At 45.3% G+C, this 14,221-nt stretch carries 7 protein-coding genes; 2 read left to right on the forward strand and 5 right to left on the reverse strand.

All coding sequences use genetic code 11. The features are described from left to right. Window positions 1–234: 234 nt before the first annotated feature. A complete protein-coding gene (locus AACS00_RS11475; protein ID WP_110167473.1) occupies window positions 235–2,781 on the reverse strand; it encodes a glycosyl hydrolase family 18 protein in 2,547 nt (848 codons plus the stop codon). 371 nt (window positions 2,782–3,152) lie between these two features. On the opposite strand from AACS00_RS11475, the gene AACS00_RS11480 reads away from it, so the two are divergent. Beyond that, window positions 3,153–3,776: a DUF2057 family protein gene (locus AACS00_RS11480; RefSeq protein ID WP_110167474.1), complete on the forward strand. Its 624-nt coding sequence runs from the start codon at window positions 3,153–3,155 to the stop codon at window positions 3,774–3,776. A 95-nt stretch (window positions 3,777–3,871) separates the two neighbouring features. Here the strand turns inward: AACS00_RS11480 and AACS00_RS11485 are convergent, their stop codons facing one another. Then, window positions 3,872–5,260: an SLC13 family permease gene (locus AACS00_RS11485; RefSeq protein WP_110167475.1), complete on the reverse strand. Its 1,389-nt coding sequence runs from the start codon at window positions 5,258–5,260 to the stop codon at window positions 3,872–3,874. 288 nt (window positions 5,261–5,548) lie between these two features. Between AACS00_RS11485 and AACS00_RS11490 the strand changes: the two genes are divergently transcribed. Then, window positions 5,549–6,505 (forward strand): AEC family transporter, encoded by a 957-nt coding sequence (locus tag AACS00_RS11490; RefSeq protein WP_072670817.1) that lies wholly within the window; start codon window positions 5,549–5,551, stop codon window positions 6,503–6,505. 271 nt (window positions 6,506–6,776) lie between these two features. Here AACS00_RS11490 and glgB read toward each other — a convergent pair whose 3' ends face one another. The 3 genes from glgB to AACS00_RS11505 all read right to left on the reverse strand — a co-directional run bounded on the left by glgB (window position 6,777) and on the right by AACS00_RS11505 (window position 14,005). Beyond that, window positions 6,777–8,975, reverse strand: a complete 2,199-nt coding sequence (glgB, locus tag AACS00_RS11495) for a 1,4-alpha-glucan branching protein GlgB (RefSeq protein WP_306331145.1) — start codon at window positions 8,973–8,975, stop codon at window positions 6,777–6,779. Between the two features lie 297 nt (window positions 8,976–9,272). Then, entirely contained in the window at window positions 9,273–11,453 is a 2,181-nt protein-coding gene (malQ, locus tag AACS00_RS11500; protein ID WP_072670819.1) for a 4-alpha-glucanotransferase, read from the reverse strand. A gap of 98 nt (window positions 11,454–11,551) precedes the next feature. Beyond that, window positions 11,552–14,005 (reverse strand): glycogen/starch/alpha-glucan phosphorylase, encoded by a 2,454-nt coding sequence (locus AACS00_RS11505; RefSeq protein WP_072670820.1) that lies wholly within the window; start codon window positions 14,003–14,005, stop codon window positions 11,552–11,554. Window positions 14,006–14,221 lie beyond the last annotated feature (216 nt).

The raw sequence follows: 14,221 nt of genomic DNA on the forward strand, positions 1-14,221 counted from the left end.
ATTATAATTTTTAGGCTAGAAATAAATGAGAGACTCTCTACGAAATGGTTTATTCGCATCAAAAAATTATAGTTCATGATCGAGAAAGATTAACGATTTGGGTCGATTGTGTGAGTAAGGTAGAAAAACTGGGCATCCATGAGTCATGGCTATAACACAAAAAAACAGGCTCTTCCCTAAGGGAGAGCCTGTCAGTTAATCACTCAGTGATCCCGTTGAGAGATCAATAAGGCATTATTGAGTTGCACAGTCCGCAATGCCTATCTCTTTCCATACCCCCCAAGCACCTGACTGAGCGGGATCATCCCCTTGTGTCCACCATTTGGCTTCCCACACTTTACCAGCCCATGTTACTTGACTCCCGCCGACATAAACGGCAGAGACATTCCATAGATTATCGCACTGATCATTGTCGCCGGCCGCTAAAACAATAATCGATACTGACGCTGAGCTACTCAGCTCTCCATCACTGACCGTTACCGTAAAGTTAAGCGTGGTATCAACAGAATAAGAACCCGCGGTAAAGCTCAGTTGACTGCCATTGATCTGTACTTCCAGTCCAGTTGGTACTTGCCAATCAAAGCTCAAGGTCTCTTGCTGCGCATCGTAAGACGCCGACGCATCCACCAATACTTGTTCACCAGCAGTGACTTCAGAAGGCGCAGCAACAATCGCTACAGGAGGCGTATTTTCCACACCACCATCTTCGGCTTTAACGGTAATTTGAACCGTCGCGGAACCACTTGCTCCCTCATTGTCTGTCACAGTAAGCTTAAAACGTAAAGTTTCGGTTTGAATGACTTCACCAATCGAAAAGCTTGCCTGTGCTTGATCCGCATGACTGAGTTGCACGGTTGGCCCAGCAATTTGTTCCCATTGATAACGGGCAATCGTGCCATCGGTATCTCTGGAAGCGCTGCCATCTAAGGTTACGGTCGCTGGAGCGACAACGGTTTGCGCCATACCTGCATCAGCAATTGGTGCACGATTAACTGGCGGGTTCGATCCTTGAGCAAGCCCTTCATGCTTGGCATTAAGAATATCGCCGTTATCCGCATCAATTTCCCATGAGAATAAACCGGCTAAACCTAGCTGACGAACATAAGCCCCTTTGGCTTTAATCGAGCGCGGATCATCAAACGTAACCAATTCTCCTGTGGTGCGATTCCATACCCAAGGAGCTTCGGCTTGGGCATCATAACCGTATTCAAAGCCATTAATCCCTTGGTTATTATCACCAATCATATACGCTTTAAGGCCTTTATAATCAATGACCCCATCTTCCCAGACTCCCTGAGCGGTCGAGCCCGTTAATTTGCCGGTCGCAACACCCGTCATCGGATCGGTAGGATCGGTCAACGAAGCAGGCATCACACCTTGCCAACCTCGACCATACATCGCAGCCCCAAGGACCAGCTTATTGGCTGGTACACCTTGGGCTAGCAATAATTGAATTGCGTTATCCGCGGTGTAAGCAGGGCCTTTATACGGTTCACCGTTTTCATCGATTCCCGTTCCATCACACTGACCTGGGCGCATAAAGTTACCGCAATACAGTGCCGTTTGATGGCCAGGAACGTTATTCCAACCACCATAAAAATCGTAGGTCATCGCAAAAATATAATCCATATATTGAATTGCCTGACCATAATCGACTTTTTCTATTTTATCGAAACCGACACCTATCGCAGAAGTGAGCTCGTAAGAGCGCCCCGTCTCCGCTTCAAGTTCATCCAACATCACTCGTAACTCTTGCATTAAGGCAATATAAGCTGGTCCATCATTGATCGGATCGCCTAAATCAGGGGCTGCGCCATTACCACCGGGGAATTCCCAATCGATATCGATGCCATCATAAAACTTCCATGTCTGTAAAAAACGTTTCATCGATGCCACGAACGTATCGCGTTTCGCTTTGTCCGTGAAATCATAGAAAGGATCGGATAGCGTCCATCCGCCAACCGATGGCAAGATTTTTAAATCGGGATAACGCTGCTTAAGTGCCATTAACATCGCATAGTTACCCTTGATCGGTGAGCTATACTGATGCCCTGCTTGAGGAAAGCTTTTTTGGTATGCCGCCCAAGGATCGTGGATCACCACTTCGTAATCAGGGACTCCCTGACACGCCGTCATCAGGGCATTATAACTATTACCACCGACCGATTTGACCGACTCATTCGGACCACAAATAGGGATAAAACCATACAAGATATGCGTTAAGTTATGGGCTGGAATATTATCCACCGTATAATTACGACCATAAATGCCCCACTCAACGAAATAGGTACCAACGACAGTATCAGGGTCCAGTGAATAGGATTTATTATTCGGATCAACGTTCATGGTCAGAGGTTCAAGGTGTGAACCATCGGTATCAGCCAGAATTAACTCTGCTGGCGCACTGGTCGTACACCCAGAATCATCACAGGCTGCAACTTGGAGTTGATAACGGCCACCTTTATCATAGGTAAAGTTGGCGGTGGTTTGACTGCCACTGATCGGCCCAGAGGCCACTTCCACACCATCAAATAAAATTTTATAAGTATGCCCGCGTTCACCGCTCCATTGATTAAAGGTAATCGAAATAGGTGCTTGTTCTCGATACTGCACCATTTGGTGATAGCCCGCGGTCGTTTCCATTGCTAGCTGTATTTTAGAAAACTGCAGGTTATTTGAGCCATATACATCAATATTTGGTGCGCTTGGCGCTGCGATTACCGTGCTAGTGAACGACAAGGCAAAAGCCATCCCCGCCGAACACAGAATAGTACGCTTCATATCCGTCTCTCTTATGATTGGTTAAACATCTGAGACAGTATTTGATACTTGTGAGCGTTTGAAAAATGGAGTTCCAGAGTTTTCGAGGCACAACGAGCAATGAATGGGACAGATTCAACGTGTTACATGCTAAAGGCAATCTTCAGCCAAAAAAACGGATTTTTTATCCTATAGAGTAGAAAAACGGCTATTTTGGGCTATGCTCGCATCGTTTCATATTGAGGGTAGGTAAGCGTATATTGAAGCGAATCGAAAGATGATATTTTGATGAACGCTCAGTGATTACCGATGTGAAAACTTGCTTTTATCACGGACAAGCGGCACCCTGACAGTCTTCCCTTCTTCAAGAAGTAATCAATAGGATAAAATAGATGAATGCCATCAAGCCATTATCGTGTCTTTTTGCGATTGTTTTTAGTGCGACTACCCTAGCTAAAGTCACCATTGATATTCCTGATAGTATTAATATGTTGGTGGTTAATGGAGAGAAACCTGCGGTTTCTGGCGGTTTTTTTTCTGCAAAAAAAACACTAACTTTAGAAGATGGACAACAACAGATCGTCTTTCGCTATCAACCTTATTTCACACAAGGTAATGATCGTATTCAAGTGGAAAGTGAAGTGATTGTTGCGACTTTTTCTGCGCAAGAGACCAATCTAACCTTTGATCTACCAACCTACCGTAACACCGTTGATGCGGAAAACAATATCCGCCATCTGACTTGGTCACTGCAAGATTCTAATGGGCAGTCTGTTGCTCTCCAGCAAGATCGACTGATCAAACCTGGAATGCAAATAGGGCGAAACTATCAACAAGAATTGTTGGAATACAATCGTACAGGAGGCCCCGCAGCCATCGTCACGACCACTTCAGCACCCGCCAACGTGAAAACTCCACAGGCGATCGATAATACCGCCGAAGAGATGCTGTATTTCTGGTACAACAAGGCTGATGCCGCCACTCAAGAAAAGTTCAAACGCTTTATTAATCAGTAACCATCGCGATATTCGCCCATAATAAAACCCCAAGTATTCAGAGATAAACTTGGGGTTTTATCGTTTTCAACAACAGAGACGATGTGCTGTCCCGATTAATTCCAGAATAACATCGCAATCGCTGATAAAATCACAATACAAGCGATGTTCAATGCCATTCCTACTCGCATCATTTCACTTTGCTTAATATGTCCTGTCGCAAAAACAATCGCATTCGGTGGCGTTGCTACAGGGAGCATGAAGGCACACGATGCCGCTATCGCAATCAACACCGACAGTATCACGGGTGAAACACCTAAAGCTTCAGCAACACCAGCAAACACCGGAATTAATAACGCGGCACTGGCCGTATTACTGGCAAACTCCGTTAAAAACACCACAAAAGCCGCTATCACAATAACAATCAGTAAAATATTTAAGTCTGAAATCATCGAGCTCAGTTCATTGGCTAGAAATACACTGGTTCCAGTCTGTCTGAGAATATTACTAAGACAGATACCACCACCAAACAGCAGTAATACACCCCAGTCGGCGGTTTTTTCAATATCTTTCCAGTGAACCACTCGTGCAAAACAGACCAGAACAATCGCGCCTAAGGCGACAATCGTATCAAAGCTTTTAAAACCGCCAAGAAGTTCATTCACCGGTTTACTGAATATCCACAATGAAACGGTCAGGGCGAAAATGGCCAAAGTCACTACTTTCCCTTTATCCCAACTCACCGTCTCATGATTAAGCTCGAACTGGCCTTTTAGATCGGGTTTAAGCATCCAATAAAGCAGCAACATCGCAACAGGTAACATGACGATAGTTGTTGGTAAACCAAACTGCATCCACTCAGAGAAAGATAACCCGACTTGAGCCGTGGCAATCGCATTCGGAGGACTACCAACGATCGTTGCAATACCACCGATACTGGCACTATAAGCAATACCTAACAGCACAAATACATAAGTATTATGGCCTTTGTCTTGATCAACTTTACTTAAAATACCAAGCACTAAAGGCAGCATCATCGCCGCTGTGGCCGTATTACTGATCCACATTGACAGACCAGCCGTGACACCAAACAGCATGAACACCGCGACACTAAAGCGCCCACGTGCCAGTATTAACACTTTATCAGCAATGACTTTATCCAGCCCTTGACGATGCATCGCGGCCGCTAACGCAAATCCGCCTAAAAAGAGAAAGATGATCGAGTTAGCAAAACTATTCAGTGCAGCCTGAGTTTCAAATACTCCAAATATCACCGCTAATATCGGCACTAAAATCGCAGTTACCGTGACATGCAACGCTTCGGTTAACCATAGCACAGCGATAAACGCTAAAATGCTCAATCCAAGGACGACATTAGGGGCAAAAGGTAAGGTATTCAGTAGGATAAAAAACAGGGCAATATCCGCTAACACAATCAAGCTGTTGCGGTTGAATAACCATTCTCGGGTATTGTTGGGCAATGGGACATTCTCGTTTCGATTCATTATTATTTTTCCTTATCGGGCCAAACGGCAGCCAACATGATCCCATAGATTCAAACGAGAGGATAATTATTATTGCGAAATTGTTAACCTTATCAAAACTATGGGCAACAATTTAACAGCTTGAAATGAATGCGCTTCTCAGCACGAAAATCATTAACAAAGTTTGCACAACAAAGCGTGACTTAAACAAAGGTTCCCCCTTAGCAAAAGAGAGATTTTATGGATTGGCTATTCTCGCTCTTGCTTATCTATGAAAGAATGAAAACTCTCTCCATTGGAAGGTCCATCATGCAAGCGCTCATCACTCAACTGCAATTTTCCGCCTCCATTACCGGCCCGATTTGTTTAATGTTACTGTTGGGGGTATTACTCAAGCGTGTGCAGTTGATTAACGATAATTTTATTGATGTCGCCTCAAAACTGGTTTTTCAAGTCACACTCCCGGCGATGCTTTTTCTCAGTATTGTCGGTGCCGAGCATGACTTCTCTTCCAGTCTGGCCTTGATTGTGTTTGGTCTCATTGCCAATTTTATTTTTTTCTTGTTTACCTGCTGGATGACTCAGCGACACTTTCATCATCCTCAAGATCAAGGCGTCATTATTCAAGGTGGCTTTCGAGCCAATACCGCAATCATAGGTTTGGCATATGTTGCTAATTTATACGGTAATAGTGGCGTCGCATTAGCCGCGATTTATGTCGCAACAACCACTGTCTTATATAATATTCAAGCAGTGATCGCCTTAACGCCTAAAGGCGAAGCACAAGGCACGAAGGCACTCACAACGATACTCAAAACATTGACGAAGAACCCGTTGATTATCGCTATCCTACTTGGGGTATTGTGTTATGCGATAGCGCTACCGATCCCTACCATGATCAGCGAAGCTGGACACTATTTTGCCAACATGACTCTGCCTCTTGCTTTGCTCTGCACTGGTGGCTCACTGAATATCCAATCACTAAAAAATGATTCCCGATCGACTTGGTTTGCGACTCGCTACAAACTGCTTTGGTCACCGCTGTTAATCACAAGCGCTGCATTATTGTTTGGCTTTCGGGGTATGGATGTTGGGATTATTCTATTAATGACTGGGGCACCAACTGCTGCCGCAAGCTATGTTATGGCCAGAGCGATGGGAGGAAATGCACCACTCGCCGCCAATATTATCGCCTTAACGACAGTGTTTTCTTTTATCAGTTGTACCTTAGGGATTTTCTTACTCTCAAGCTTGGCACTAATTTGATAAACATAATGTAAGGATGTTGAATGAGGCGGATTTTTTGCGAACTGCCTCTCAGTTGCAATTTGCAAATGCAATTATGAAACACGACGCTATAAAACTGCGAAAATCAGCTAATTTTGCTGATTTTGCCACCAAAAAATATTGGCACGGTAATTGTATTGTAATAAGTGACCCTTTTAAGCCGAGGGTCACCTAGCCAACTGACGTTGTTAGTGAATATTTTGTTCACAAATAGATAGCCAGCCGCCCAATTGCGACTGGCTTTTTTTTGCTAATTCAGTTTGTAAAATAGCGTCGCTAACGGTGGAATACGTAACCGCAATGATTGCGCTAACCCTTCGCTTGGCACACGATCGCTGTTGACGACCGATAAGACGTCAAAACCACTCCCGCCATACCGCTTTTCATCCGTATTCAATAGCAATTGATAAGTGGCCGAGACAGGAACACCTAAACGAAACGCTTCGTGCGGTACTGGCGTAAAATTGGTGATCACCAACACGCGCTCACCTGCACTATTGATCCGTTCATGAGCGATAATGCTCGCATCAGCCGCATCTTGTAGACGCCATTCAAACCCTTGAGGATCACAATCCAGTTCGTGCAGCGCACTGTGTGTACGATACAGCTGATTCAAATCGCGGACTAAGTTCTGTACCCCTTTATGACGCTCAAACTCCAACAAAAACCATTGCAGTTGATCATCGTGGTTCCACTCCCCCGTTTGTGCGAATTCAGCGCCCATAAAGTTAAGTTTCTTACCTGGTTGACCATACATGTAACCCAAATAGGCACGCATATTCGCGGTTTGCTGCCATTCATCACCGGGCATTTTGTAAATCAACGACTGTTTACCGTATACCACTTCATCGTGTGACAGCGATAAAACATAGTTTTCACTAAAGGCATAAATTAATGGGAAGGTTAAGGTATTGTGATGATATTTACGATGCACCGGATCTTCTTTGATATAAGAAAGGCTGTCGTGCATCCACCCCATATTCCACTTAAAGCCAAAACCTAACCCCCCAACAAAGGTTGGTGCAGAAACGCCAGGGAAAGCCGTTGACTCTTCAGCAATGGTCATGGCATTCGGGAAATGCTTGTACACCTCTTCATTCATCCATTTCAACATCGCGATCGCGTCGTAATTTTCACGTCCCCCATCAACATTTGGGATCCATTGATCATGACTGCGCGAGTAATCGAGATAAAGCATAGAAGCAACAGCATCGACTCGTATGCCATCAATATGGAACATCTCGAACCAATAGAGCGCGTTAGACACCAAGAAGCGCCGCACATGTTCACGGCCTAAATCATAAATATAGGAATTCCAATCTTGATGCCAGCCACGGCGAGGATCAGGATCGTGATACAGCGGCGTACCATCAAAATTCGCTAATCCATGGGAATCGGATGGAAAATGAGCTGGAACCCAATCGAGCACCACTCCAATTTGCGCCTGATGGCACTGATCGACAAAATATTTAAAATCATCCGGCGTACCATAACGACTGGTTGGGGCGAATAGTCCTATCGGTTGATATCCCCAAGACCCATAAAAGGGATGCTCAGAAACTGGCATTAACTCTACGTGGGTATAGCCCATATCCACCAAATAAGGTACTAGCTGATCAGCCAATTCACGATAAGTTAAAAAACGCCCGTCTTCACCGCGCTTCCAAGACCCCGGATGCAGCTCGTAAAAAGACAGTGCTTGTTTACGCTTTTCGGAAACAGGGCGCTGTTGCCATTGAGTATCTTGCCATTGATAGCGGCGATGATCGTAAGTCACAGAAGCTAAAGAAGGATACTGCTCAGCGTAGAAACCCCATGGATCAGCCTTATGAGGTAAGCCTTCCCCATGAGGACCTTTCAGTTCGAATTTATATTGTGTTCCTTCGGGTAAATTAGGAATGAATAACCCCCAGATCCCGTAATCAAGACGTTGCATCGGATGACGACGCCCATCCCAATGGTTAAAGGCACCGATTAAACTGCAAGCTGAAGCATGAGGCGCATAGACTAAAAAACGAGTGCCGCTGATCTGATGTCCATCACGCTCTAAGGTAACAAATTGTGCTCCCATATGATGGTACATCTGCTTGGGCGTATGCAGCTGTTCAAATTCAGCATATAAGGAATGATATTGGTAAGGGTCATCAATGATTTGCTCTGTGCCGGCCCAATCAACCGCCAGCTGGTAATGGGTAAACCGCAGATCATGATCGGATTTTAGGATAAACCCACCGAACTCATCACGCTCTAAGGCGATTCTTGGTTGCCCTTCTAAGATCAGCTCAACCTTATCTGCATTAGGAAGCCATACCCGCAATGCTCCTTGCTCTTGTGGAAGATAAGGGCCCAGAAAGGCAAAGGGATCGGCACATGCAGCATGCAATAATTGTTGATAGGTCTGCTGTAACTTAACGATTTTTTTCAGCGGTTTCTTTTTTACGGGGTTCAATATACTTACTCCTAACCAAGACTCTCAAAAGGAAAAACGCCCGCTAAGTGCGGGCTTGCTAGCATGGCATCCATGACCTTGAGTTTGACAGATCCGATTTGTGCTGTAGTAGACACTCGGAATTTATTCGATCACTTAGCCTGATACATCTTAACTAACCCGGTAAAAACATGGAGTGACCTAGCGTTTATTTCTTAACCTTAACCCCAAAAGATGCCCTATTATTGACATAAACAGCACATTGATGAGTGAACAACGCCAGTATCATCGCCGCCCAAAGGCGGCTACTCCGGTTTATTATTGGCTCGCTTTCGCGCGAATCTGGGTCAATTTAGTCGCAATACGATTAACATCGTCGCGGGCAAAGATCTCATCTAAGTTCATTGATAGCTTACGACGCCAGTTGGGGTACTCATTTACGGTACCTGGAATATTGACAGGCTTATCCATTTCCAACCAATCTTCGAGTTGAACACTGAGTAACGCGGAAGACCCAGCCGCAACGTGCAATTGCAATGCTTCACTTAAGTAAGAATCCATAGGAACTAACTGAGCATCACGTCCAATGCCTGCGGGTAAGTAACCGTGCCAATCAACCGAATTCAGAATGCCTTGTTTACACTTCAAACGATCCGTAAACAGCTCTTGCAGCTGCGCCTCATCAGGATACAAACCAATCTCGCGGCCCATTTTCAAATCATCACAGTGCCAAAAACCACGTAATGTTGGCATATCATGGGTACATAATGCCGCCATCGACTGCTCGGCATAATGAGTCGGAGAAATAAACCCGCCATCTTCTTTTGAGGTTTCAAAGAAAAAGACTTTGTAAGAGTGCACCCCAGCATCACGCAGCAATGCGACAATTTCATCAGGAACAGTGCCTAAATCTTCACCGATCACGCTACACTGGTGACGGTGTGATTCGAGCGCCAAAATAGCCAACATATCTTTCACTGGATAGTAAATGTAAGCACCTTGAGTGGCATTTTCACCTTTCGGGATCCACCATAAACGCAATAAACCCAGCACATGATCAATCCGTAACGCACCACAATGTTTCATATTGGCACGAAGCAACTTGATGTAAGCATCGTAAGCCGTGGCGTGTAAGGTTTGTGGATTAAGTGGCGGTAAGCCCCAATTTTGCCCCAAAGGACCCAGCACATCCGGTGGCGCGCCAATGCTGGCATCCAAAACTAAGCTGCCGTTATCTGCCCACGTTTCAGCGCCAGAGTCAGCGACTCCCACGGCGAGATCGCGATATAAACCAACCGCCATGCCTTTTTCATCGGCTAATGCTTGTACTTCATTGATTTGTGTATCGGCGACCCATTGTAAATACATGTAGAGATGAACACGTTCACGATGTTCTTCAATGTACTTTTGTACCGCCGCATTATCAAAATGACGATACTTTTCAGGGAAAACTGGCCACCCCCACACTTGGCTATCTTGCGCATGCAAATCCGTGTGCAGTGCATCGAACGCGGCTTGGTGAACAAGACTTTCGCCACCTTGCTCGACAAACGCTAAGAAGGCACGCGCGCGATCGGTATTATTATCCAGATGGCGGCGCTTAAACTCATTAAACAGTAACGGCAAGACACTCATTTTAAGCTCGGCCACTTCGGTATAATTAACCCAGTGAGTTTCACGAACTTTTTGCAAACGTTGCTGAAAATCCTGACTACCGACTTGTTGCTGAGCTTCAGCGCTGAGCGCAAACTCAGGTACCGAGCTCACATCGATATACAGGATATTTAGCCAGCGACGTGAAGAAGGGCTATATGGGCTTGCCCCTTCAGGGTTAGCCGGAAATAGCGAATGAATCGGGTTTAACCCTACAAAATCACCACCACGCGAAGCGATATCAGCCACCAACTGTTTAAGATCGCCAAAATCACCCATTCCCCAGTTGTGTTGGGTACGTAAGGTATAAAGTTGAATGCTTGGTCCCCAGAGCTTTTTACCTTGAAGCAAAGCTGGTTGCTTATAGCACGCTCGCGGCGCGATGATCAGCGTCATTGTGTACGGCGCTTTACGCCGCTTACGAGTAACCAATAAAGTGTGATATCCCCACGCCAAACCGCTTGGCAACGCAAACACTAAAGGGCCACCCTCTGCACGTTCATCACGAACTATTTGTGATTGAAGATAGCCTTCAAGTACTTCTCCCTGCTCAGTTTCTATCCGCCAATTAAATTCGCTTTCCCGAGCACTGACGCCTAGGTACAGCGGAACCTCAATGGCATCACCCTCTGAGATCACCAATACAGGATCCAAGACTTCTTTTTTATGTTTTTTCTGAGCTGACGCTAATAACGTTTGATCATTGGTTGTATCGTACCCCAAAGACGCCAAAAGACGACGGATAGTGTCGTCTGAAACGGTAGCCTCGTCTCCCCAAGCGCTGACATAGCTATCGGCAATTCTTGCCATCTCTGCGACTTGTTTTAATGCATTATGTTCTTTCATCGCTTTCTCCGAAGGGACTACTTACCCCTCAAAAATCATGTAGGGTGTATAAAAAGGGTTATCCAGCCAAGCAATGTCTTGGCTGGATAGTCGGTTAATTAACGCTTAACCGCTTTTAGTTTCCAAATATTATTCACATAGTCTCGGATACTACGGTCCGAGCTGAACTTACCCACCAACGCAGTATTCAAAATGGCTTTTTTCGCCCAGCCAGCTTGATCGCGATATTGCTTGTCCATCGCTTCATGCGCTTGAATGTAAGAAGCAAAATCAGCAAGTACGAGGTAAGGGTCTCCGCCATCGAGTAAACTGTCGTAGGTCGCGCGCAATTGCCCCGGAGCACCAGGAGTAAATTCCTCACCCAGCAGTAAATCCATCGATGCTTTCAACAATGGATCGGCTTGATAATAGTCGTAAGGGTTGTAGCCTCGTGCTTTCAACGATTCAACGCCATCGACATCCAAACCAAAGATGTAGATATTCTCATCACCAACTTCTTCACGAATTTCTACGTTTGCGCCATCCATTGTGCCTATGGTGAGCGCACCATTCAGTGCCATTTTCATATTACCGGTACCTGATGCTTCTTTACCCGCGGTAGAGATTTGCTCAGACACATCCGCTGCCGGAATAATGATTTCCGCCATGCTGACGCGATAATCGGGAATAAACACCACTTTCAGTTTGTGATTCACACGAGGATCGTTATTCACTTTCTCCGCAATCTTGTTCAGCGCATAAATAATTTCTTTAGCAAGGTGATAGCCCGGCGCCGCTTTCGCGGCAAAGAACACCACGCGTGGCTGCATATCAAATTTTGGATCGTTCAATAAACGATGATACAGCGAAAGAATGTGCAACATATTCAGATGCTGACGTTTGTATTCGTGTAAACGTTTGATCTGGACATCAAAGATAGCGTTAGTATCAAGCTCAATACCCATATTGTCGCTTACCCAGTCAGCCAAACGTTGTTTATTGGCTTTCTTAACGGCCATAAACTGCTTTTGGAACGCTTTATCATCGGCATACTTGGCAATGTCTTTGAGTTGATCCAAATCTGCTGGCCATTGATCACCGATCTTCTCAGTAATCAATGCGGTTAATCCCGGATTACAGAATTTTAACCAGCGGCGAGGAGTTACCCCATTCGTCACGTTTTGGATCTTACCAGGGTAAAGCTCAACGAACTCGGGGAAGAGATCCCGTTGTACTAACGCAGAGTGTAAGGCGGCCACGCCGTTGACGGCATAAGACCCGACAACACACAGATTAGCCATACGCACCATGCGATGAAAACCTTCTTGAATGATCGATAATTTTTGCTGTTTGGTTACATCACCAGGCCACTTAGCACGAACTTCTTGCAAAAAGCGATGGTTGATCTCATAAATGATCTCCATATGACGAGGCAACAAGCGTTGGATTAACGATTCACTCCACGTTTCTAAGGCTTCGGGTAATAACGTATGGTTGGTATAAGCAAACGTTTTTGAGCTGATGTCCCATGCCGCTTCCCAAGTCAAATCATGCTCATCAATAAGAATGCGCATTAATTCAGGAATGGCGATGGTTGGATGGGTATCATTTAACTGAATGGTTTCATATTTTGGTAGGTCTTGTAGCGAGAAACCCGCTGCTTGATGGCGACGCAAAATATCACGCACAGAAGCTGCACTGTGGAAATATTGTTGCATCAAACGTAGCGTTTTGCCTTTTTCATGGTTGTCATTGGGATAAAGCACTTTAGTGATATTGCCCGCATCAATCAACGCGTGCTGAGCTTCAAAGTAGTTACCATTATTAAAGCTCTCTAATGAGAAAGGAGCAATGGCACGGCACTCCCAAAGACGCAACGGGTAAACGGTCTCACTCTGGTAACCCACAATAGGCAGATCCCACGGCATCGCTTGTACCAACATGCCCGGTACCCAGCGGCGCTTCTCTTTACCTTGATCATGGTAGACTTCGACATGACCATAAAAGCCAATTTCTTGTTTAATGTCAGGACGAGCGACTTCCCATGGATAGCCCTCAATTCCACACCAAGCATCTGGCGCTTCTTTTTGATGTCCATCCTCAAACGATTGTTTAAACAAACCGTACTCATAATGCAAACCATAGCCAACTGTTGGATACTCTTGCGCAGCACACGAGTCCATAAAACAAGCGGCTAAACGACCTAAACCGCCATTACCTAATGAAGGATCGCGTTCTTCTTCTAATAAATCAGTCAGGTTCTGTCCAAGTTCACTCATTGCTTGGCCAACCTGCTCATACAAGCCCATGCTGATCAGGTTATTGCCTGTTAATCGCCCAATTAAGAATTCAAGTGAAAGGTAGTTAACACTTTTCGCGTTAACGATGCGTGGGTCTTGCTCTGTTTCAAGTAGATCAAACGTGGTCAATTCCGCTAGTGCTTGACCCATTGCTAAATACCATACTCGGCTAGAAGCGTGTTCAATCGTTGTCGCATAGGTAGCGGTAAGGTGGCGTTTAACGTTTGCTTGAAATAGCGCTTTATCAAAAGTTTTCTGTTGCGTAGGTTTCATTGAGAAATCTCACTTTTCGGTTTAATCCATCTGTGGCCTATCCTGCATTGCCTCTTCCAGCAAAACATCCTCCCACCGAAATGGCAAATTAGGATGAGAAGCAAGGGCGTAGATACACCGACAGCCTCGTAGAGGTGATCTGTCTCTCATCGATCAAACAGAGAAACAAACGATGAGTGATAACGATCACAGCAACGCGTTTAATCAGCATAGTGT

Origin of the sequence: Vibrio sp. 11986-1-5, assembly GCF_963878025.1 — a bacterium.
In the GTDB taxonomy this organism is placed as follows: domain Bacteria; phylum Pseudomonadota; class Gammaproteobacteria; order Enterobacterales; family Vibrionaceae; genus Vibrio; species Vibrio injensis.

Bases quoted from the DNA above. Each gene is read 5' to 3' on its own strand.
- AACS00_RS11490 (WP_072670817.1), top strand. From the start codon at position 5,549: ATGCAAGCGCTCATCACTCAACTGCAATTTTCCGCCTCCATTACCGGC.
- AACS00_RS11505 (WP_072670820.1), bottom strand. From the start codon at position 14,005: ATGAAACCTACGCAACAGAAAACTTTTGATAAAGCGCTATTTCAAGCA.
- malQ (WP_072670819.1), bottom strand. From the start codon at position 11,453: ATGAAAGAACATAATGCATTAAAACAAGTCGCAGAGATGGCAAGAATT.
- AACS00_RS11480 (WP_110167474.1), top strand. From the start codon at position 3,153: ATGAATGCCATCAAGCCATTATCGTGTCTTTTTGCGATTGTTTTTAGT.
- AACS00_RS11485 (WP_110167475.1), bottom strand. From the start codon at position 5,260: ATGAATCGAAACGAGAATGTCCCATTGCCCAACAATACCCGAGAATGG.
- AACS00_RS11475 (WP_110167473.1), bottom strand. From the start codon at position 2,781: ATGAAGCGTACTATTCTGTGTTCGGCGGGGATGGCTTTTGCCTTGTCG.